The organism is Leifsonia sp. RCC_180 (assembly GCF_058138205.1).
The window spans coordinates 2,427,949-2,448,522 of sequence record NZ_CP200340.1; the positions used below are offsets into that span (position 1 = coordinate 2,427,949).

Sequence of the window (20,574 nt, forward strand, 5' to 3'; positions counted from 1 at the left end):
TGCTTCCATTTCGGCCCCCGCGATGGAGGCCTCCCATCGAGAACACGAGATACGCTCCCGGATAGTTCACCCGAAAGCGGAGAAGAACCGATCGCGGAAGGCATCCATCCGCCACACCGGCGCCGTGCGCGACGGCAGCATCCCCGGGTCCCACTCCCAGGACGAGATGCGGCTCATCACGGTCGGGTCCTTGGCGATGACACTGATCGGGACGTCGTGATTGGCGCCCGCGCCGCTCACCACGCTGGCGGGCTGGTGGTCGCCGAGTACGACGAGCACCAGGTTGGGGTCGTCGAACGTGGTCAAAAACGAGAACAGAGAGTTCAGCGAGTACTGCACCGACTCCCCGTACAGCTGCTGGACGTGCTTCGGGTCCTGCCAGACCACACTCGGCGGGAGGCCCTGCGCCGGTTGCGGGTCGTAGACGGACCCGTCGCCGATCGAACTCCAGGGCACCAGCTTGGGCAGCGGCGTCCACGGCGTATGCGAGGACACGAGGTCGATCTCGGCCATGACCGGCGCGTGCGGTTTCGCCAACTCGTGCTTCTGGAAGTACGCCCAGGTGTATTGGTCCGGAACGCGCGCGTAACTGAACCGCGGACCCTGGTAGCCGACGTTGGTTCCGTTCAGCTGCTGCTCGTAGTGGTAGAACGAGCTGCCCACCGGCCACGGCTTGGTGTCGGAGGGGACGTCGCTCACCGTTCGCCAGCCGGCCTTCCGGAATGCCGCGCTGAGGGTGAAGCGGTCGCTTGCGGTGACCTGGTCGTACTTCTGCTGGGAGTCGATCCACAGGCCCGTCTGGAGGGTCGAGTGCGCGAGCCAACTAATGCCCCCGAAGGTCGAGGAGGTGAGGAAAGCGCTGCGCTCGGAGTATCCCTTCGCGGCGAGCTCCGTGTTGCCGCGACGAAGGACCGCCGCCACCCCCGGAGAGAAGGTGGACCCCTGGACGGCCGTCTGCCCATAGCTCTCGACGAACGCGACGATCACGTCCTTGCCGCGTAACCCGGTGAGGAGGTCGGACCCGGGCAGCGTGGCGTAGGGGTCCGAGCCGGCGGCGTGCGCGAGCGCAGCCTGATCTCGCGCGGTCGCCACGGCCTCCCGGGTCTTGTCGATCCCGGTCGTGACGGTGTCGGCGGCCGCGACCGGCTCGCCGGGCACGAGTTGCACGCCGAACAGCGCGACGACCAGCCAGCCGGCAGTGACCGCGGGCGCGGCGATCAGCACCGCACGGCGGTACCGGCCGAGGAGGCGCGTGACTCGCAGAAGCGCGGCGGCGACCAGCGCGACAGCGGCGACGATGACGACGCCCGCCAGCACCAGCAGCGCCGCGGCGCCCACCGGCCCCGTGGAGTCGCTGACGACGCCGTAGCCGTCGGACAGCTCGGGCCAGCCGCTCACCGGGTCGAAGGGGCGGCCGACCGTGGTGGTGAAGGCCCGGTCCAGACCGCTCAGGAGGGCGGTGAGCACCAGCAGGACGGCGACGACCACGGCGACCACGCGTCGCGCCGTCCGCCACGGCAGGAGTACCAGCAGCGCGACGGCCAGAACGGCCTCCAGCGGGATGCGAACCAGCGCGAGCGCCGAGTCGGTGGCGATCAGCCCGGGCGCGAGGGTGGCGAGGACCACGACGACGACCGAGAGCACGTCGAGCAGCCGGGCGAGAGCCCGGCGGAGGCGGGGGCGGGGCGTCCTGCGTCCCGGCGTCATGCGTCCATCCCCTGTTCGCCGCCGCGGCGACGGTCCGCCACCGCGGCGGCCGCCCCCTCGAACCGGTCGGAGAGCGCGTACCGAAGCAGCACGACGTCGTCGATCGGACGCACCTCCACGAGCGTCGCATGACGCTCGGCCGACCACGGCAGCACCGCGTCGCCCACGAAGCGCGGGGCACGGCGGTCGCCGACGAAGAAGGGCGCAATCGCCACGGTCAGCTCGTCGACCAGCCCCTCCGCGAGGAACTGCGTCAGTGTCACGCCGCCTCCCTCCACCATGAGCCGGCGCACCCCACGACCGCCGAGGTCGTCGAGCAGGTCGGCCATCCGGACCTCCGCGCCGAGCCCGACGACCTCGGCGACGTGGCCGAGGCGCCGGCCGATACGGCGCTCCTCCTGCCGGGGGCAGTAGACGAGCTTGCGGGAGTCGCCTTCGGTGAAGAACGCGGCCTGCGGGTCGAGGTCGCCGGTGGCGGTCACGGTCGCCTTCCAGGGCGAGCGCTCGGCACCCGACGCCTCGCGCCGGCCCTGCCGCTCGGTGCTGCGCACCAGCAGCCGCGGGTTGTCGCGGCGCACGGTTCTGGCGCCGACCAGGATGACGTCGCTGCGAGCGCGCAGCTCATCCACCCGGTCGAAGTCGGCCGCGTTCGACAGCTGCAGGCGCGGCGGGTCGGCCGAGTCGAGGTAGCCGTCGAGGGAGACGGCGCAGTTGACGGTCACGTAGGGACGATCGGACACGAGAGGTCCTCCTCGAGATCAGAGGGGCGAGAGCAGCCACGAGCACGCCCGGGACGACGGAGACGATGGCGAGAACGCCCATCAGGGTCGCGGCCGAGACACCGGTGGCTGCCGTGGAGCCGCCGACGGCGAACGCCCACGCGGCGACGCCTTCGCGCGGACCCCAGCCGCCGATGTTGACCGGGATGGAGGCTGCAAGCAGCACGACGACGGCCAGCGTCAGCAGCCGTGCGGGTGGGACCTGCGCTCCGACCGCGACCGCCGCGAGTGCGAAGGTCGCGACGTGACAGGCGACGACGATCACGGAGGCCGCGACGATCTGCAGGAAGGCGAAGGGGTCTCCCGCAGCGGTGCGCATCCCTCTCACGGCTCGTCCGAGCGCGCGGCGGGAGCGGACGCTCACGGTGGCGACGACCGCCGTGACGACGGCCACCACGACCGCGAGCACGGCGAGGCCGATCCCGATCCCGGGGAACAGCACGCCGCCGACGGTCCCGCCGACGGCGAACAGAACTCCGACGGTGAGGATGAACTGCACCACCTGGCCCGCGATCCGCTCACCCGCGACGGCCTGCGCCGCCTTGCCCAAGCTGTCGGTGCTGCGGCCGTGATCGACCGCCCGATGGACGTCGCCGAGCACGCCGCCCGGGAGGACGGTGTTGAGGAACTGCGACCGGTAGTACATCCCGACCGCACGCTTCCAGCCGACACCGACACCGAGACGCCCGGCGACGACGTGCCACCGCCACGCCGCCGCGGCCGTCGCGACGAAGGCGAGCGCGAGCGCCGCGACGACGAGCGGCGGACGGAGGCTCAGCAGCCCGTGCAGGAACGGACCGGCTCCGACGCGCACGACGACCGCCGCGAGCGCGGCCCCGGCCACCACGTACCGCGCGATCAGCAGGAAGCGTCGCGATCGGACGATCCCCCCGATTCGTGCACCGGCGGCGGCCAGGCGGGTCATCGCGGCCACGCCAACAGGTCGAGGTGGTAGACGACGGCGGAGAACTCGCCCCGCCGGAGCTGCGCGTGACGGAGCTCGCGGAAGCCGGACGCCTCGCCCAGGAGGCGCGGGTCCTGCTGTTCCGCCGCCTCCACCCAGCCGTCGAACCACTCGGTGAGCAGCCGCGGGTCGCGGTCGGAGAGCCGCCAGGTCGTGAGCGCACGCCGCACGTTCCAGCCGGCGAGCGAGAACAGCCCTTCGACGATGCGCCCGGCATACGGGCCGAGCAGCCGCCGCCCCTCGACCTCGCGTCGTTGGTGGTGATTGAACGCAGTCGCGATCCGCCGGTCGCGCGGGTCGCGCGGCCGCAGCTCCACGTCTCCGGTGACGCTGAGGGAGAGCAGCGCCGGCACCCGGGCGGCGACGCAGGCGTCGACGATGGCGTGCGCCTCCCCGGCCGTGAGCACGTCGAGGAGCGCGGAGGCGGTGACCAGCGAACCGGCGGCGAGATGCGCGGCGGTCAGCTGCTCGAGCGGCTCGACGCTGGAGCGGAGCGCCACCGCCGAGCCGTGGCGGTCGCGTGGCGCGTCGCCGCGCTGGGCGTGGGCGGTGAGGTCGGCGTTCCAGTCGTGCAGTACCCAGGTCTGCGGCCCGGGAAGCAGGGGCGCCAGCCAGCGCGCCATCGAGCCGGTGCCGCTGCCCAGATCGTGCACGGTCACCGGCCCAGGAGGCAGCAGCGCTGCGGCGGCCTCGGCCAGCGGCAGTGAGCGCGCGCGGGCGTCCTCCGCCTCGCGCAGGGCGAGCCATTCGCTGCTGACCTCCAGCACGCCGCTCACGGGCGCACCGCCGATCCGACCCGGCCGGGATGACGGCCACGGGCCACCTCCTGCAGTGCCCGCCCGACGATCGCCGAGGCGTCCGCCCAGGTCCGCATCGCCCCGCGGCCCTCCCGCGCGGCCGCTGTGAGCTCGGCCCGCCACTCCTGGTCGCCCCACCACCGACGCAGCACCCGTTCGAGCGCCCACGAGTCGCCCGGCGGGACGGTCACAGCCCCCCGGTTGCCGGCGACGGCCTCCGGGATGCCGCCGACGCCCGATGCCAGCACGGGTATGCCGCAGGCGAGGGCGTCGGCGACCGCCATCCCGAAACTCTCGCTGCGGGACGGTGCGACCAGCAGGTCGGCGCGGGCGGACGCCTCGTCGAGCGCCGATCCGGTCAGCGCCCCGGCGAAGTCCACCCGCTCGGCCAGGCCCGTCTCCGCGACGGTTGCCCGCAGGCGGGCCACGAAATCGGGATCGACGTCGAGCGATCCGGCGAATGTGCACGACCAGGCGGGCACGTCCCGGAGGCTGCTCAGCGCCTCCACCAGGACGTCCTGCCCCTTATGCGGCGCGACGACCCCGACGCAGAGCAGTCGGCCGCCGTCCGCGGAGGGGTGGGACTCGGCCTCGGCGGTGATGTCGGCACCTGGATGCGCGACCACGATCCGGCCGGGCGCGACAGCGTCCTCCGCGATCAGTTCGGACCGCGTCCAGGCGCTCGTCGCGATGACGAGCCGCGCGCCGCGGAACGCGCTGCGTAACCCGTCGGCGGCGGCGCTGTCGTCATTCCCGGGCGGCATGTGCGCCAGCAGCACGAACCGCAGCCGGTCGCCGTGGCGGATCAGCGCGCCCGGTTCGCGGCCGGCGAGGAGGCCGTCCACGAGGAGCAGGGCGCCGTCCGGCACTCCCGCGAGTGCGCGCTGCAGCCCGTCGACGGCATCGCGGACGCCCAGCATCCGCACCTCCCACCCGTCCGCGCGGAGGCCGTCGCGGATCCGGCGGTCGTAGACGTTGCCGCCGCTCACGCGCGCTGGGTCGTCGACCCCCTCGGGAACCGCGAACCACAGCGGAGGACGCTCGCTCACAACGGCCTCGAGTAACTCGCCCACGCGATGTGCGACTCATGGAGGGTCACAGTGACGGAGGAGGGCGACCCGGCCCCCAGCTCCCCTGCCGCGACCCGCTCGGCCAGACGGTCGGCGACGACCCGGCAGAGCACCTCGGTCGTGGTGTTGCGCCCGGCGAACTCCGGGTCCTCGTCGAGGTTGCGGTAGGTCAGCGATCCGGTGATCTCGGCGAGAGCCGCCGACGCGCGGCCGATGTCCACCACCACGCCGTCCGCATCCAGTTCGTCGGCGCCGAACGTCGCATCCACGACGAAGGTGGCGCCGTGCAGCCGCTGCGCCGGCCCGAAGACCTCTCCCGTGAAGCTGTGCGCGATCATCATGTGGTCGCGCACGGTCACCGTGTACGGCATCAGGCATCCCTCCAGTCGATGGTGTGGCAGAGCGCGCCGTCCGGCGCCGTGGCGAGACCGGCCATCACCTCGGGCAGGTCGCGCCAGGAGGACGACCCGGTCAGCAGCACGTCGAACGCCGGATCCCGGAGCAGGTCGAGGGCGAGCCGGAGCCGGTCGGTCGTGCTGCGCCGGTCGCGGCGGCGCGGCGACACCGACCCGACCTGGCTCGAGCGGATCGTCAGCCGCCGCGAGTGGAAGTCGCCCCCGAGCGGGAGGGTGACCGGCCGGTCCCCGAACCAGCTCGCCTCGATGATCACGCCCTCGTCGACGACGGTCTCGAGCGCGAGCCGCAGCCCCGCCTCCGCTCCACTCGTGTCGACCACCAGATCCTGCGCGCGCGGAGCCGCGTCGGCGTCCGCGAAGCGCACCCCCAGCCGCTCGGCGACCGCGCGACGGCCCGGATCCGAGTCGACCAGCGTGACCTCCGCCCCGGGGATTGCGCCGGCCAGCCGAGCGACGCAGCACCCGATCATCCCGCCGCCGATCACCGAGACCCGGTCGCCGACGAGCGGCGCCGCATCCCACAGGACGTTGACCGCGGTCTCCACGGCGCCTGCCAGCACAGCACGCCGAGCGGGCACGTCGTCCGGAACCGGGATGACGGCGGCCTCGGGAACCACGAAGGCGGACTGGTGCGGGTACAGGGTGAAGACGATGCGGTCCAGGAGCGCCTCCGGCCCCTGCTCGACGCGACCGACGTTCAGGTAGCCGTACTTGACCGGCCCGGCGAAGTCGCCCTCCTGGAAGGGTGCACGCATCCGCTCGTGCTCGCTCGCGGGCACGAGCCCGCCGAACACCGTCGTCTCGGTCCCTCGGCTCACCCCCGTGTGGAGGGTGCGCACCAGCACCTCGCCGTCGCCCGGCATGCGAACCGGCTCCGTGCGGAGCGCGCCGACGCCCGGGCGCTCGATCCAGAAGGCTGTGGCCTCCGACACGTCGTCCCCTTCCGTGAACCTGCGGCTGTGAACCTGCGGCGCCCACACCTCGTGTTACACAGCGAGGGCGTCATACACGAGAACACGAGGCAGACGTGGAAAGAGTTCACATCGAGGCGACAGGATGGGCGGCCGGCGGCGGCGCGCTCGCCCTCGCCGGGCAGGCACTCGCCGTCGCGACCGGCGCCGCACCCCCGGCCGTGGCCGGCTGGGCGGCGCTGGCCGCGTACCTGCTGACCTGCACTGCGCTGCTCCTGCGCGGCCTGGTCCGGCGCCGGGCGGACCGGTTCGGCGCCGCCAACATCGTCACCACCCTGCGCTCGTCACTCGTGGGTGTGGTCTTCGCCCTCGTGATCGCGTCCATCTCCGGGCCGCTCGACCCCGGCTTCCTGACCGCCGTCGTCGTGCTCGCGCTCGCGCTCGACGCCGTCGACGGCTGGGTGGCGCGCCGCACCGGCAGCGTCAGCGAACTGGGCGCACGCTTCGACATGGAGGTCGATGCGTTCCTGCTGCTCGTGCTGAGCGTCTTCGTCGCCCGCACCCTCGGCCCCTGGGTGCTCGCGATCGGACTGCTGCGGTACGCCTTCGTGGTCGCCTGCTGGATGCTGCCCTGGCTGAATCGCACACTGCCCGCCCGCTACTGGCGCAAGGTCGTGACCGCCGTCGCCGGCATCGCGCTCGCCCTCGCCGCGTCCGGTGCGGCGCCTGTGACCGCGACGCTGCTCGTCATCCTGGCGCTTGCCCTGCTGGTGGAGTCATTCGGCCGAGATGTGATCTGGCTGTTCCGCCGTCGTCACGACGTCGCGCTCGTGCAGCGACCCGCAGAACTGAAGCGGCCGCTGTAGCCCGTTCGTGCTTCGGCGGAAAGCAGAGTCGTGGTGACCAAAAAGCGTCGTTTGCGGAGGGCGTGGGATTCGAACCCACGAGACATTTCTGCCCACCAGTTTTCAAGACTGGCTCCATCGGCCGCTCGGACAGCCCTCCTACGCCGGAGTGACCGGCGTCGCCCGATTCTAACGAACCTGGGTCTCCGTCACGATTGCCGACATTCACCGTCTCAATACCCGAGGCCGATTACCGGTCGCAATCACTTACGAAGGAAACCCGTATGTCACTCAAGAAGTCCATCCTGCTGTCCGCCGCCGTCACCGCTCTCGCCGTCGCGTCGCTCTCCGGCTGCGCCAGCGTGGCCACCGACGATGTCAAGACCACCTCCACCTCCGCTGCTGACAGCAGCGGCTGGAGCTTCTCGGTCGACGGCAAGGACACCAACCTGGCCTCCCTTCCGTCCGACATCCCGTTCCTCACGGACTACAACGAGGCCAAGGCGACCGGCGACCAGGCCACCGGCGACTTCCAGCTGGCGCTGAAGACCGGCCGCTCGAATGCGGTGAAGGACGCCGGCACGAAGCTCGTGGGCGCCGGCTTCACGGCCAAGGGCACGGTCTACACCAGCACCAAGTGGAAGGTCACCCTGGAAGGAACCTCCGGCCAGGTGCACTACACCATCGCCAAGAACAGCTGACCCGAGCCTGTTCAGGACGCGTTAAAGACGCAACCGAGTCGCGACGGACGTCAGTCTTGGAACGGCTTGGAGCAGGTGTACTGCGCGGCGGTCTGGCCGTGCACGTCCGAGGGCAGCTCGACCGAGCCATCGGCGCCGGTCGCAGGGGCCTGCGTGGCGGGCGCGTCCGTCGCGGGCGCCTGAGTGGCGGGAGCCTCGGTCGCGGGAGCCTGTGTCGACGGCGCCTGCGTGGCGGGCGCGTTCGGGTCGGCCTGCGAACCGACACCGGTGTCGCCGGTGAGGGCCACCGGCTGGTCGTTCTGCAGCGCGCCCATGAGCTGCTGCGCGGCATCCTTGGTCGGCGCGACGCCGTCACCCTCGTAGTGGTTGGGGTACTGCACGAACACGACCTTGCTGATGTCGATGTTCTTCAACGCCATGGCCATCGAGACGATGGTGGTCGGATTGTTGAGGCTGTCCGACAGGGTGATGTTGCTCGTCGCCGCCTTCGCCAGGCCATACAGCTTGACCGGGTTGCTCAGCACGTCAGCGCTCTTCACGGTGCGGACGAGCGACGACAGGAAAACCTGCTGGTTGCTGATCCGGCCGAGGTCCGAGCCGTCACCGACGCCGTGGCGGGTGCGGAGGAAGGCGAGCGCCTGCTGGCCCTGCAGCACGTTCTGGCCGGCCTTCACATTCAGGCCCGTGTACGGGTCCTCGATGTCGCCGGCGACGCAGACGGGCACGCCACCGACGGCGTTGGACATCTCGATCACGCCGTCGAACTGGATGACACCGGCGTACGGGATGTCGAGGCCGGTCAGCTTCTCGACCGTCAGCACGGTGCACGCGAGGCCGCCGTAGCTGAGGGAGTTGTTGATCTTCTGGCGGCTCATCGAGTCGAAGCTGCCGCCCTTGGGGTCGGGGCACGACGGGATGGACACGTACATGTCGCGGGGGAAGCTCACGACGGTCGCGTTCTTGTGGTCGGCGGAGACGTGCAGCAGCATCGTCACGTCGTTGAGGTTCTCGCCGCGATCGCCGTAGGCGGAGTTGCCGCCGCCGCTGTCGCTGCCGGCGAGCAGGACGTTGAACGCACCGTTCATGGCGCCGACACCCGGCGTGACGGTGTTGCCCTTGGTGTCGACGAGCTTGACCGACTTCTTCACGCTGGCGACCACATCCACCGCCGCGTACGCCGCGAGCGAGACGCCCGTCACGCCGAAGACGGCGATGACCGCCACGACGATCTTGAGAAGGGCGGTGAAGGGACGGTGCTGCTTCAGTCGTCCGTGGCGGACCGCTGGTCCTGCCGCCTTCTCCTGCGCGCGCACCTGGGCGCGCGTGGGCATCTCGTTCATTCACTTCCTTCCGGCCGGGCGTGTTCACGTTCAGAGGCGCATGCCCGAAAGAGCACACGCCGTCTTAAAGACTGGCATGGCAGGCTGGCAATGCTCTGGATGGGCGCGCGTCCTTCCGGAAATCGAGTCGCCCCGTCGAGGCTCAGAGCGCGGCGAGCACCTCGGCCAGGCCGTCGTCGACGACCGGCGCGGTGGCCCTCGTCGCGACCGCCTTCACCTCGTCGGGCGCCTGCCCCATCGCGACGCCGAGTCCCTGCTCGGCGGCCCAGGTCAGCAGTTCGATGTCGTTCCGTCCGTCTCCGACCGCGACGACGTTCGAGCGGGGGATGTCGAGGGCGTGGCGCACCCGCTCCATCGCCGTCGCCTTGCTCACGCCGTCGGGCGAGATGTCGAGCCACGCGGTCCAGCCGATCGCATAGGTGACGCGCTGGAGTCCCATCCGGTCGACGATGGAGAGGAACTCCTCCGTGTCGTGCTCGGGCGAGACCACGACGACGCGGGTCGCGGGATGCCGCAGCAGCTCCTCGAACGACACCTGCTCGGCGTTCACCAGCTCCCAGTCGGTCATGCCTTCGGTGTAGCGGCGGAACCCGCTCGGATCCTCCACCATGAAGCTGCCGCCGGGCAGATGCGGGCGGATGGTCTCCAGCACCTCGGTCGGGTCGAACACCTCGATGAACTCTCGGCGGTAACCGCCCTCGAGGGTGTCATCCCGTTTCATGGTCAGAGCGCCGTTCGCGCAGACGACGAACTCGCTGGTCAGCCCGAACTTCTCGTGGACCGGCCGCGCGGTCTCCCAGCTGCGGCCGGTGGCCAGCATGACCTCGTGCCCGGCATCGCGGACGCGCGCGACAGCGGCACGGACGGCGTCGCCGATGGTCTCGTCCTCGTGGATGAGCGTGCCGTCGACGTCGAGCGCGATCAGCAGCCGGGATGGATCGCTCACCGACGCGTCGGCTCCAGCAATTCCAGCCCGCCCAGGTACGGGCGCAGCGGCTCCGGCACCCGCACAGAGCCGTCCTCCTGCTGGTGCGTCTCGAGGATCGCCACCAGCCATCGGGTGGTGGCCAGCGTCCCGTTGAGGGTGGCGACCGGCGCGGTCTTCCCACTCTCGGTGCGATACCGGATGTCGAGGCGGCGGGCCTGGAACGTGGTGCAGTTCGACGTCGAGGTGAGCTCGCGGTAGCGGCCCTGAGTGGGGATCCACGCCTCGACGTCGTACTTACGCGCGGCGCTGGAGCCCAGGTCGCCCGCGGCCGTGTCGATGACGCGGTAGCGCAGTCCCAGCTCCTGCATCATCTCCTCCTGCCAGCCGAGGAGGCGCTCATGCTCGGCCTGCGCCGCCTCGGGGCGGGTGTAGACGAACATCTCGAGCTTGTCGAACTGGTGGACGCGGATGATGCCCCGGGTGTCCTTGCCCGCGGAACCGGCCTCGCGGCGGTAACAGGTGGACCAACCTGCGTAGCGGATCGGCTGGTCGACCTCGATGATCTCGTCGGAGTGGTAGCCGGCCAGGGCGACCTCGCTCGTACCGGTCAGATAGAGGTCGTCGTTCTCGAGGTGGTACACCTCGTCAGCGTGAGCGCCGAGGAATCCGGTGCCCTGCATGATCTCCGGCTTCACCAGTGTCGGCGTGATCATGGGGATGAAGTCGTTCTGCAGCGCCTTGTCGAGCGCCATGTTCATGAGCGCGAGCTCGAGGCGCGCGCCGATTCCGCGGAGGTAGGAGAACCGGGCCCCCGCGACCTTCGCGCCGCGGACCATGTCGATCGCGCCGAGCAGCTCACCGAGCTCGAGGTGGTCGCGCGGCTCGAAGCCGAACTCCGGGATGTCGCCGACCGTCTTCAGGACGACGTAGTCGTCCTCGCCGCCTGCAGGCACACCCTCCACGATGGGGTTCCCGATGCTGCGGACCAGCTGCTCGAAGCGCGCATCGGCGTCGTTCGCGGCCTGCTGCGCCTCCTTCACCCGACCGGCGAGCTGCTGGGCCTGGGCGACGAGCTCCTTCTTCTGCTCCTTGGGCGCCTGGGCGACCTGCTTGCCGAACGCGTTCTGCTCGGCACGCAGCTCCTCGAACGCGGTGATGGCCGCGCGACGCTCGATGTCGGCCTGGATGGCCTCATCCACCAGCTGCACGGAGTCGCCGCGGGCCTCCTGGGAGCGCCGGATGACATCGGGATTCTCGCGGAGGAGCACAGGATCGATCACCTGACCAGCTTATCGACCGCTGCCGAACAGGTAGCGTGAAGCTCGTGAACGGACGGGGCGGGGAGCAGCGCACCATCGTCGCGGTCGTCTACAACCCGATCCGGGTGGATGTGCCCCGCGTCCGCGCCGCCGTGGAGGCGGCCGTCGCCGCGGCCGAAGCTGCGACCCCTGAGACCACTGGACACGAACTGCTGTGGCTCGAGACCACCCCGGACGAAGGCGGTCAGGCACAGGTCCGCGAGGCACTCGACGCGGGCGCAACGCTGGTGCTGGCCGCGGGAGGGGACGGCACGGTGCGGGCGGTCGCCGAGGAACTGCGCGACCGGGATGCGACCCTCGGCATCATCCCCGGAGGCACGGGCAACCTGCTCGCCCGCAATCTCGGCATCCCGTTCGCGAGCGTCGAGAACGCCTGCGCTGTGGCCTTCTCCGGCGACACGCGGCGCATCGACCTCGGCATCGCCTCGGCGCATCGGCCGGACGGGTCGGTGAGCGAGCACGCGTTCCTGGTCATGGCGGGCGTGGGGATCGACGCCGCCGTGATCGCGACCGCCAGCCCGTCGCTGAAGCGCAGGTTCGGCTGGCTGGCTTACGTCGACGCGGCGTTCCGGGCACTGCCGACGTCGTCGAAGGTCCGCATCCGGTACCGCCTCGACCACGGGCACGAGCGGTCGGCGCACGTCAGCACCATCCTGGTCACCAATGTCGGCACGATGCCGGGGAACATCGAACTGATCCCGGACGGCGCGGTCGACGACGGGATGCTCGATGTCGCGATCCTGCAGCCCGCCACCGTGTTCGGCTGGCTTGCCATCTGGCGGAAGGTGACGTGGGAGAACCGGGTGCTCCGCAAGTCGAGCGTCGGCCGGCGCATCATCCGCTTCACCGATCGCGCGGTGCGCACCCGCCTCAGCTACCTGCGCGGTGCGTCGGTGCAGCTGGAGGTGGACGCGCCGGAGCCGTTCGAGCTCGACGGGGACGCGTTCGGCGAGGTGCTCGGCCTCGACCTGCGGGTCGACGAACTCGGACTCCGCGTGAAGGTGCCGGCCGGCGCGCTCTAGAGCTCGTCCAGGTCCGGGCCGATGCGGTCACCCGTGGCGCCCTGCCTGCGGGTGCGACGGCCCGCCACAGCGGTCAGGAAGAGCAGTCCGACGAGGGTGAGCAGCCCCACCGTGATCAACGGGCTCGCAAGCATCCACCCCAGTTGGGCGAAGACGAGCGAGCCGACGTCGGTGCTCGGCGTCGGACCGCTGTACGACGACGTCACGGAGATGCAGTAGAGGACGATGCCGAGCACGACGAACCCGCCGCCGACCAGCCACAGAGCCAGCACGATCGGGTTGCGCCGCGGGTCGAGTTCGAGGCGGTCCCAGAAACCGGCGCCGGCAGTAGGGGGAGCACCGGCGGCCGGGTCTCCTAGGCCATAGCCGGGCGCGTATCCGGGGCTTGCCGACGAAGGCGTGGCGAATGCCGACGGGTCGTCGCCCACCGTCGTCGCGCGGTCGTCGGCGAGCGCGAGCGACGCCATTTCGTACGGGCTCACCGGTTCTGCCGGCGCAGCGGTCGCGGGAGCGGTCGACGCCTCTCGGCCGCGCAACAGTGACGACGGTCGCCGGTACGCGGCATCCGGGGCGTCGGCGCGGACGCGGGTGCGCGGCCGCTCACCGGGCTGCGGCTGGTAGCCGCGCTGAAAAGCGGCGTCGTAGCGCGGATCGAAGCCGCCGCCGCCGCTGTCGTCACGTTCCTCGGCGACCATGATGACCTCCCGGCTCTCCTGTGCGCAGCCTCTTCTGTGCGCAGCCTACGCCGGGGCGTCGTCGATGAGAGAGGTGAGCCACTGCCGCGCCTCGGTGAAGACGTCGTCGCGGTAGCGCTGGTCGAACTCCACCGCCTGGCCGTCCGCGCGCGGGTACGAGCCGAGGAAGATGACCGACGGGCTGAACCGCCGGAGGCCCAGCAGTGCGTCGGCGACCCGCTCGTCGTGGATGTGACCGTCGGCGTCGATCACGAACCGGTACCGGCCGAGGGCGTCGCCGATCGGTCGGGACTCGATGAGGCTCAGGTTGACGCCGCGGGTGGAGAACTGCTCGAGCAGGTCGAGCAGGCTTCCGGGCCGGTCGTCGGGCAGCTCGGCGATGAGGCTGGTCTTGTCGGCGCCCGTGGACTCCGGCACGCTGCGGGTGGTGCTCACCAGGACGAACCGGGTCACCGCGTTCGGGTTGTCGCCGATGTTCTCGGCGAGCACGACGACGTCGTGGTGGTCGACGATCCCGGGAGGGGCGACCGCCGCATCCGCGGCACTCCCCTCGAACAGCGACGCGGCCGCCGCCACATTGCTGGACGCCGGGATGTGCCCGTGCTCGGGCAGGTGACGGTCGAGCCACTGGTGGCACTGCGCGTATGCGACGGGATGCGCGTTCACGGTGCGCACGTCTGCGAGGGTGGTGCCCGGGCGGGCGACGAGGACGAAGTTCACCGGCACGAGGTACTCGCCGATGATGCGGAGCCCGGGGATGGTGGCCAAGGCATCCTGAGCAACCGAGACGCCGCCCTCGATCGAGTTCTCGATCGCGATCATGGCGGCGACGCTGCGGCCCTCCACCACGTCGGCGAGCGCCTCGCCCAGGTTGTTGACCGCACGCCACTGCTTGCCGCGGGCTTCGGGGACCTGCTTGAGCGCCGCCTCCGTGAACGTGCCCGACGGCCCGAGGAAGCTGTACACGTCGTCGACGGAGGCGGGCAGCTCAGCGCGGGCGCCGACGGGGTCGTCGGCCGGGTCGGTGGACATGCCGCTCAGCTTACCGAGCCGTTGGCCTGGCCCCTTCGCCGTGGAAGAGTAGGGGAATGGACGAACGAGCCGGCACCCCCGCGCAGCCTTCCGACCTGATCGACGTCGACGCCCTGCGGCGCGCGTACTACGAGCTGAAGCCGGATGTGAACATCCCGGAGCAGCGCGTGGTCTTCGGCACCTCCGGCCATCGCGGTTCGTCGCTGAATACGGCCTTCAATGAGGACCACATCGCCGCCACCACGCAGGCGATCGTGGAGTACCGCAACAGCCAGGGCATCACCGGGCCGCTCTTCATCGGCGCCGACACCCACCTGCTCAGCGAGTTCGCCACGACGACGGCCCTCGCCGTGCTGGTCGCGAACGAGGTGCGGGTGCTGGTCGACGAGTTCGACGACTGGGTGCCCACTCCCGCCGTGTCGCACGCCATCATCCGGTACAACCGCGCCGGCCATGACGACCAGGCCGACGGCATCGTCGTCACCCCCAGCCACAACCCGCCCTCCGACGGCGGGTTCAAGTACAACCCGCCGCACGGCGGCCCGGCCGACACGGACGCGACCAGCTGGATCGCGAAGCGCGCGAACGAGATCATCGCGAACGGGATGACCGAGGTGCGGATGGCGGAGCCGTCCGGTGTCGAGACCTACGACTTCCGCGGGAACTACGTCGCCGACCTCGAGAACATCATCGACTTCCGCGCGATCAAGGACAGCGGCATCCGCATCGGCGCCGACCCCCTCGGCGGCGCGAGCGTCAACTATTGGCAGGCGATCGCCGAACGCTACGAGCTCGACCTGACCGTGGTGAACCCTGACGTCGACCCGACGTGGAGCTTCATGACGCTCGACTGGGACGGCAAGATCCGGATGGACCCGTCGAGCCCCTCGGCGATGGCCTCGGTGGTCGCCCGCCGCGCCGACTTCGACATCCTCACCGGCAACGATGCGGACGCCGACCGCCACGGCATCGTGACGCCCGACGGCGGACTGATGAACCCCAACCACTACCTCGCGGTGGCGATCGACTACCTGTTCCGCACGCGGACAGAGTGGCGAAAGGATGCGGCGGTCGGCAAAACCCTCGTCTCGTCGTCGATCATCGACCGCGTGGCCGAGTCGCTCGGACGCCGGCTGTGGGAGGTCCCGGTCGGCTTCAAGTGGTTCGTGCCCGGCCTCATCGACGGTACGGTCGGCTTCGGCGGCGAGGAGAGCGCCGGCGCCAGCTTCCTCCGCTTCGACGGGACGGCGTGGACGACCGACAAGGACGGCATCCTGCTCGCCCTGCTGGCCAGTGAGATCCGCGCGGTGACGGGGAAGTCGCCGTCGGAGCTGTACCGAGAGCTGACCGAGCGCTTCGGCGACCCGGTGTACCAGCGGGTGGATGCGCCCGCGAGCCCCGAGCAGAAGGCCGCGCTCTCGAAGCTCGACGGCGACGCGATCACCGCCACCGAGCTTGCCGGCGAGCCGATCACGGCGAAGCTCAGCCGCGCCCCCGGCAACGACGCGGCGCTCGGCGGCGTCAAGGTGCAGACGGAGACGGCTTGGTTCGCCGCTCGCCCATCCGGCACCGAGAACGTCTACAAGATCTACGCCGAGTCGTTCGCGGGCGAGGACAACCTGCGCGAGGTGCAGGAGGAGGCCAAGCGCATCGTAGGCGAGGCGCTCGGCGGCTGACGCCTAGCCGGGGTACGCGGTGCCGCCGGGGAGGGCGAAGAACTCCTCCAGGGTGGTCACGCCGGTGGTGTGCAGCTGCGTGGACAGCGGTACGCCGATGTAGCGGAAGTGCCACGGCTCATAGGTGAAGCCGGTGACGGCGACCTTGTCGGCGGGATACCGCAGGATGAAGCCGAACCGCCAGGAGTTCGCCGCGAGCCAGCGGCCCTGCGCGGTGTCGCCGAAGCACGCGTCCAGCGAGCACTGCGCAGGGACGGCGCTGATGTCGACGGCCAGCCCGGTCTGGTGCTCGCTGTGGCCGGGTCGCGCGGTGTCCGTGTCGGCGTAGGCCTGGCCATTGCGCGCGACGTCGTCGTCGTACACCCCGGTCTGCGACTCGAGGGACCGATATGCGCTCTGCACGGCGAAGTCGAGGCCCGCCTCAGCCTTGCCCGCGTGGAACATGGTGACCAGGGCCGCCGCCGTCTCCTGACGCATCGGCTGGTGGTTCAGGTTCGGGACGTCCGGGTACGTGAGGTCGGACGGCACGAACTGCAGCGGGTTCAGTCCACGCGGCTTGTTGACCACGACCCAGGGGCTGGCCGGGTCATCGGTCGACTGCGCCGCCTTGTCGAACCCGACGATGAGGGGGATCGGCGGGATGGACGGGGTCGGCGTCGGACGCGGCGGCCGCGGAGTAGGCGAGGACCGGTGGGGCGTCGAGCGGTGCGTCGCGGCCGCTGAAACAGGCCCCGTTGCGCATCCCGTCAGAACCAGCACCGCCATCACGGCGCACGCCGTCACGACAGCGCGCAGCCCACTTGCCCGCCGCACGCGGGCACCCCCCAGAGTCACGCGCTGAGCATAGCTCACGCGCGTGTCGCGGCCACGAAGGTGTGGCCGGAATCATCCGCCCTACTTCGACAGGCTCCAGAAGTGGCCGATGCCACCCGGGTGGTCCACCGTGATGGCCTCGTCGAGGTCGCGGTAGTCGCTGTCCTCGTTGTGACCCACCATTTTGATCTTGATCTGACCGTTGACGTTCTGCACGCCGGACACGATCTGCACGTGGTCGAGCGAGTTGTTGTCGTTCCAGTCGAACATGACGATGTCGCCGACCTTGATCTTGTCGCGCTGGTCGAACGAGTACTCCGTGAGCCCCAGCTGCGCCGCGTTCTCGCGGAAGTAGTTGTCCATCGCGGGCACGTAGCCCCAAGCCGGGCTCCAGTCAGCGGCGGCGTCGTGGTTGTACCACTCGCCGTTCATCTGCCAGCCGCGCGCGAGGAGGGTCTGGCTGACGAAGTTGGCGCAGTCTCCACCCACCGGGTTGAGGTCGCCGAACTCCTTCGAGTTGTAGTTCTTCCAGTAGGTCAGCGCGTAGGCCAGCTGCTTGTCGACCGGCGTCTGGACCTGGTAGTCGTACGTGCTCGCGGTCGTGCTGACGGGCTTCCCGCTCTTGTCGGTGACGGTGATCGGCACGCTGCCCGCCTGGAAGTTGGCGGCGGCGGGGACGTTCACGACCACCTTGTCGTCGGTCGCCTGCGCGACGCTCGCGGGCTGGCCGCCCACCTGGACGGCGGCGACCTTCTCGAGGTTCGTGCCCGTCAGGGTCACCGTGCCGCCCGAGACGCTACCGGCGGCCGGCTGGACCGACGAGACGACCGTCGCTGCGGGCGACGGAGTCGGAGCGGCAGCCTGCGCGACGGCCTTCGTCACCGGAGAAGGCTCGCCTGCGCAAGCGGAGAAGACGAGCGCTGCGGATGCCGCCACGGCGGCTGCGGCGAAGATTCGGCGGGTGCGGCTGAGAGAACTCATACAACTTTCGAGGGGGTTTCAGAGGCGGTCGGACATCTGCACTTTCACGGTACGCCTGCTTCTTTTGCGTAACCTGGATGGGGGGCAGATCCGTTCGTTTTACGCCACCTCGCCAGCCCTGGAACACCCCGGCGTCAGCCGCCGTTCGCCCCTGGCGAACGCACCCGCCCCGCGGCCCGGCCCAATGCGTTGTGGCACAGGTGGCACGGGGTGTAACTTTGCAGTCTCCGCAAAATTTTCTTTGCCCCACACCGGTGTGACGTTCCGCGTGCCGGGCGTCCCCTCACCCGACTCTCGACACGGAGACAGATGTCCAGTCAGACCAGTACGGCGCCAGCCGCCCCGCAACCGATCATGTCGCATCGCGCGATCCTGCTCGTGATCTTCGGCCTCATGGCCGGCATGTTCCTCTCCGCCCTCGATCAGACGATCGTCGGAACGGCGATCCGCACCATCGGCGACGACCTGCACGGTCTGAGCCAGCAGGCGTGGGTCACCACCGGCTACCTGATCGTCTCGACGATCTCGACGCCGATCTACGGCAAGCTCTCCGACATCTTCGGCCGTCGCCCGCTGTTCGTGATCGCCATCCTGATCTTCATCGCCGGCTCGATCCTCGCCTCGTTCTCGACCTCGATGGTGGAGCTCGCGGCCTTCCGTGCCATCCAGGGCCTCGGCGCCGGTGGTCTGATGTCGATGCCGCTGGCGATCATGGGCGACATGCTCGCGCCACGCGAGCGAGCGAAGTACCAGGGGTACTTCCTCGCCGTCTTCGGCGTCTCCAGCCTCATCGGCCCGCTGATCGGCGGCCTATTCGCCGGCGCGGACCAGATCCTGGGGATCACCGGCTGGCGCTGGGTGTTCCTGATCAACGTGCCGATCGGCCTGATCGCGCTCGCGATGGTCCTGCGCTTCCTTCACCTGCCCAAGCGCGAACGCGGGTCCGCCCGCATCGACTGGTGGGGCGCCGCGGGTGTCATCGTCGCCCTGGTGCCGCTGCTATTGGTGGCCGAGCAGGGCCGCGAGTGGGGCTGGGACAGCCCGGCGTCGATCGCCTGCTACATCATCGGCGGCGTCGGCATCATCGCGTTCATCCTGATCGAGATCGCGATGAAGGACGACGCGCTCATCCCGATCAAGCTGTTCCGCTCGAGCACCTTCTCGATGGCGACCATCATCGGCGTCTTCGTCGGCTTCGGGATGTTCGGCGCCATGCTGACCCTGCCGCTCTACCTGCAGCTGGTGCTCGGCTCGACCCCGACCGAGTCGGGCCTGCAGCTGCTGCCGATGATCCTCGGCCTGATGATCTCCTCGATCGTCTCCGGCCAGATCATTGCGCGAACGGGCCGCTACCGGCAGTTCCCGATCATCGGAACGGCGATGCTCGCCGGCGGCTTCTTCTACCTGACCTTCATCAAGTACGACGACTCGTACTGGTTCATCGCGGGCGCAATGCTCCTCATCGGCCTGGGCCTCGGCCAGCTGATGCAGACGCTCACCATCGCCAGCCAGAACTCGGTGGGCCTGCGGGATATGGGTGTCGCGACCAGCGCATCAACCTTCTTCCGCCAGATCGGTGGAACGCTGGGCACGGCCGTCCTGCTCTCGCTGCTGTTCACGGTGTTCCCGTCGAACATCAAGACCGCCCTGGTCGACACTCCGACACTGACCAGCGCTCTGGATGCGGCACTCACCCCGTCGGTCGCGAGCGCACCCGAGAACAAGCAGATCATGGAGCAGATCTACACTCCGATCGTCACACCGTTGGAGAAGCAGGCGCAGACCGCGGCCCACGCTGCCGGCGTCCAGTCCCTGGTCGCGAAGGGCATCCCGCAGGATGTCGCCGAGCAGCAGGTCCCTGCCGCGCCGATCGACTTCTCGAACGCGGACCAGCGCCAGGCAGTGGTCGACAAGGCCGCACCGGCGGTCGAGGACAAGCTCAAGGCGTCCGACAGCGGCTCGAGCAGCGCTGACGTGAACGACACGTCGTTCCTGAACGACGCGGACCCGCGCCTCTCGAAGCCGTTCCTCGTCGCGTTCAACGCGTCCGCTGTGACGGTCTACTGGGTTGCCATGATCGTGGTGCTGATCGCGTTCGTGCTGTCGCTGTTCTTCAAGACCCCGCCGCTGCGTGCCAAGTCGGCGCTGCAGGAGGCCGCGGACGACGCCGCGGACGCGGCGGACGCCCAGGCCGAGAAGGATCGGGCGCTCACGCCGGCCGGCGTGCTGGCGTCGGCGGCCGAGGACGATGACGCCGAGAACTACGACGTCGGGCTCCTCGCGAACCGCGCAGCGAACGAGTTCGGGGCGCTGGTCGAGCCGGGTGCGGACACCGCATCCACTCGGGCTCAGCGCCCTCGGCCCGCGATCGACTGACCCTCGCTCACCGCATTCGGCCGTCACCCCACTGGGGTGGCGGCCGTTTCGCGTATCTGGCGGAAAGACGCCAATGAGAGCGCGATCATAAAAGACTTGACACAAGCAGGATCGACGATCTAGATTCTTTTCGAACGCGTGAGAGCGCTCTCACGCCCTTCGAATGAGAGCGCTCTCAAGCGCACCAGGCGCACACACACAC

General features: G+C 70.0%; 19 protein-coding genes and 1 tRNA gene. 5 read left to right on the top strand and 15 right to left on the bottom strand.

Annotated features, from left to right (window positions below; all coding sequences use genetic code 11):
- Positions 1 to 66: 66 nt before the first annotated feature.
- From AB7E03_RS11945 to AB7E03_RS11975, 7 genes are read right to left on the bottom strand one after another with little or no spacing between them, the layout of a single operon-like run.
- Positions 67 to 1,707 (bottom strand): alkaline phosphatase family protein, encoded by a 1,641-nt coding sequence (locus AB7E03_RS11945; protein ID WP_489941619.1) that lies wholly within the window; start codon positions 1,705 to 1,707, stop codon positions 67 to 69.
- Positions 1,704 to 2,447: a RibD family protein gene (locus AB7E03_RS11950; RefSeq protein ID WP_489941620.1), complete on the bottom strand. Its 744-nt coding sequence runs from the start codon at positions 2,445 to 2,447 to the stop codon at positions 1,704 to 1,706. Before AB7E03_RS11950 ends, AB7E03_RS11945 begins: the two co-directional genes overlap by 4 nt.
- Complete coding sequence (locus tag AB7E03_RS11955) at positions 2,329 to 3,411, bottom strand: lysylphosphatidylglycerol synthase transmembrane domain-containing protein (protein WP_489942907.1); 1,083 nt, start codon at positions 3,409 to 3,411, stop codon at positions 2,329 to 2,331. Before AB7E03_RS11955 ends, AB7E03_RS11950 begins: the two co-directional genes overlap by 119 nt.
- On the bottom strand, positions 3,408 to 4,226 hold the full coding sequence (locus AB7E03_RS11960; protein WP_489941621.1) for an SAM-dependent methyltransferase: 819 nt from the start codon (positions 4,224 to 4,226) through the stop codon (positions 3,408 to 3,410). Before AB7E03_RS11960 ends, AB7E03_RS11955 begins: the two co-directional genes overlap by 4 nt.
- Complete coding sequence (locus AB7E03_RS11965) at positions 4,223 to 5,296, bottom strand: glycosyltransferase family 4 protein (protein ID WP_489941622.1); 1,074 nt, start codon at positions 5,294 to 5,296, stop codon at positions 4,223 to 4,225. Before AB7E03_RS11965 ends, AB7E03_RS11960 begins: the two co-directional genes overlap by 4 nt.
- Positions 5,293 to 5,688: a 6-pyruvoyl trahydropterin synthase family protein gene (locus tag AB7E03_RS11970; protein WP_489941623.1), complete on the bottom strand. Its 396-nt coding sequence runs from the start codon at positions 5,686 to 5,688 to the stop codon at positions 5,293 to 5,295. Before AB7E03_RS11970 ends, AB7E03_RS11965 begins: the two co-directional genes overlap by 4 nt.
- On the bottom strand, positions 5,688 to 6,665 hold the full coding sequence (locus AB7E03_RS11975) for a zinc-dependent alcohol dehydrogenase (RefSeq protein WP_489941624.1): 978 nt from the start codon (positions 6,663 to 6,665) through the stop codon (positions 5,688 to 5,690). The genes AB7E03_RS11970 and AB7E03_RS11975 overlap by 1 nt, the downstream gene beginning before the upstream one ends.
- 95 nt (positions 6,666 to 6,760) lie before the next feature.
- Between AB7E03_RS11975 and AB7E03_RS11980 the strand changes: the two genes are divergently transcribed.
- Positions 6,761 to 7,510 carry a CDP-alcohol phosphatidyltransferase family protein gene (locus AB7E03_RS11980; RefSeq protein WP_489941625.1) on the top strand — a complete coding sequence of 250 codons (750 nt, stop codon included), beginning with the start codon at positions 6,761 to 6,763 and terminating at the stop codon, positions 7,508 to 7,510.
- Positions 7,511 to 7,564: 54 nt separating this feature from the next.
- Here AB7E03_RS11980 and AB7E03_RS11985 read toward each other — a convergent pair.
- Positions 7,565 to 7,649, bottom strand: a tRNA-Ser gene (locus AB7E03_RS11985).
- 124 nt (positions 7,650 to 7,773) lie between these two features.
- Here AB7E03_RS11985 and AB7E03_RS11990 point away from each other — a divergent pair.
- On the top strand, positions 7,774 to 8,190 hold the full coding sequence (locus AB7E03_RS11990) for a hypothetical protein (protein ID WP_489941626.1): 417 nt from the start codon (positions 7,774 to 7,776) through the stop codon (positions 8,188 to 8,190).
- A gap of 50 nt (positions 8,191 to 8,240) precedes the next feature.
- Here AB7E03_RS11990 and AB7E03_RS11995 read toward each other — a convergent pair whose 3' ends face one another.
- The 3 genes from AB7E03_RS11995 to serS all read right to left on the bottom strand — a co-directional run bounded on the left by AB7E03_RS11995 (position 8,241) and on the right by serS (position 11,738).
- On the bottom strand, positions 8,241 to 9,530 hold the full coding sequence (locus AB7E03_RS11995; protein WP_489941627.1) for an LCP family protein: 1,290 nt from the start codon (positions 9,528 to 9,530) through the stop codon (positions 8,241 to 8,243).
- A gap of 142 nt (positions 9,531 to 9,672) precedes the next feature.
- Positions 9,673 to 10,476 carry an HAD family hydrolase gene (locus AB7E03_RS12000; protein WP_489941628.1) on the bottom strand — a complete coding sequence of 268 codons (804 nt, stop codon included), beginning with the start codon at positions 10,474 to 10,476 and terminating at the stop codon, positions 9,673 to 9,675.
- Positions 10,473 to 11,738, bottom strand: a complete 1,266-nt coding sequence (serS, locus tag AB7E03_RS12005; protein ID WP_489941629.1) for a serine--tRNA ligase — start codon at positions 11,736 to 11,738, stop codon at positions 10,473 to 10,475. Before serS ends, AB7E03_RS12000 begins: the two co-directional genes overlap by 4 nt.
- Before the next feature lie 44 nt (positions 11,739 to 11,782).
- Here serS and AB7E03_RS12010 point away from each other — a divergent pair, with 44 nt between their 5' ends.
- A complete protein-coding gene (locus tag AB7E03_RS12010; RefSeq protein WP_489941630.1) occupies positions 11,783 to 12,799 on the top strand; it encodes a diacylglycerol/lipid kinase family protein in 1,017 nt (338 codons plus the stop codon).
- Here the strand turns inward: AB7E03_RS12010 and AB7E03_RS12015 are convergent.
- Together AB7E03_RS12015 and pheA are read right to left on the bottom strand one after the other, a co-directional pair.
- A complete protein-coding gene (locus tag AB7E03_RS12015) occupies positions 12,796 to 13,494 on the bottom strand; it encodes a hypothetical protein (RefSeq protein WP_489941631.1) in 699 nt (232 codons plus the stop codon). The two genes, AB7E03_RS12010 and AB7E03_RS12015, sit on opposite strands and share 4 nt — an antisense overlap.
- 45 nt (positions 13,495 to 13,539) lie before the next feature.
- Entirely contained in the window at positions 13,540 to 14,526 is a 987-nt protein-coding gene (gene pheA / locus AB7E03_RS12020; RefSeq protein ID WP_489941632.1) for a prephenate dehydratase, read from the bottom strand.
- Between the two features lie 56 nt (positions 14,527 to 14,582).
- Here pheA and pgm point away from each other — a divergent pair, with 56 nt between their 5' ends.
- On the top strand, positions 14,583 to 16,202 hold the full coding sequence (gene pgm / locus AB7E03_RS12025) for a phosphoglucomutase (alpha-D-glucose-1,6-bisphosphate-dependent) (protein WP_489941633.1): 1,620 nt from the start codon (positions 14,583 to 14,585) through the stop codon (positions 16,200 to 16,202).
- Between the two features lie 3 nt (positions 16,203 to 16,205).
- Here the strand turns inward: pgm and AB7E03_RS12030 are convergent, their stop codons facing one another.
- Complete coding sequence (locus AB7E03_RS12030; protein WP_489941634.1) at positions 16,206 to 17,036, bottom strand: M15 family metallopeptidase; 831 nt, start codon at positions 17,034 to 17,036, stop codon at positions 16,206 to 16,208.
- Positions 17,037 to 17,096: 60 nt separating this feature from the next.
- Positions 17,097 to 17,996: an amidase domain-containing protein gene (locus AB7E03_RS12035; protein ID WP_489941635.1), complete on the bottom strand. Its 900-nt coding sequence runs from the start codon at positions 17,994 to 17,996 to the stop codon at positions 17,097 to 17,099.
- 354 nt (positions 17,997 to 18,350) lie between these two features.
- On the opposite strand from AB7E03_RS12035, the gene AB7E03_RS12040 reads away from it, so the two are divergent.
- A complete protein-coding gene (locus tag AB7E03_RS12040; RefSeq protein ID WP_489941636.1) occupies positions 18,351 to 20,372 on the top strand; it encodes an MDR family MFS transporter in 2,022 nt (673 codons plus the stop codon).
- Positions 20,373 to 20,574: the final 202 nt, after the last annotated feature.

Bases quoted from the DNA above. Each gene is read 5' to 3' on its own strand.
- AB7E03_RS12015 (WP_489941631.1), bottom strand. From the start codon at position 13,494: ATGGTCGCCGAGGAACGTGACGACAGCGGCGGCGGCGGCTTCGATCCG.
- AB7E03_RS12040 (WP_489941636.1), top strand. From the start codon at position 18,351: ATGTCGCATCGCGCGATCCTGCTCGTGATCTTCGGCCTCATGGCCGGC.
- AB7E03_RS11945 (WP_489941619.1), bottom strand. From the start codon at position 1,707: ATGACGCCGGGACGCAGGACGCCCCGCCCCCGCCTCCGCCGGGCTCTC.
- AB7E03_RS11995 (WP_489941627.1), bottom strand. From the start codon at position 9,530: ATGAACGAGATGCCCACGCGCGCCCAGGTGCGCGCGCAGGAGAAGGCG.
- pgm (WP_489941633.1), top strand. From the start codon at position 14,583: ATGGACGAACGAGCCGGCACCCCCGCGCAGCCTTCCGACCTGATCGAC.
- pheA (WP_489941632.1), bottom strand. From the start codon at position 14,526: ATGTCCACCGACCCGGCCGACGACCCCGTCGGCGCCCGCGCTGAGCTG.
- AB7E03_RS11955 (WP_489942907.1), bottom strand. From the start codon at position 3,411: ATGACCCGCCTGGCCGCCGCCGGTGCACGAATCGGGGGGATCGTCCGA.
- AB7E03_RS11990 (WP_489941626.1), top strand. From the start codon at position 7,774: ATGTCACTCAAGAAGTCCATCCTGCTGTCCGCCGCCGTCACCGCTCTC.
- AB7E03_RS11970 (WP_489941623.1), bottom strand. From the start codon at position 5,688: ATGCCGTACACGGTGACCGTGCGCGACCACATGATGATCGCGCACAGC.
- AB7E03_RS12035 (WP_489941635.1), bottom strand. From the start codon at position 17,996: ATGAGTTCTCTCAGCCGCACCCGCCGAATCTTCGCCGCAGCCGCCGTG.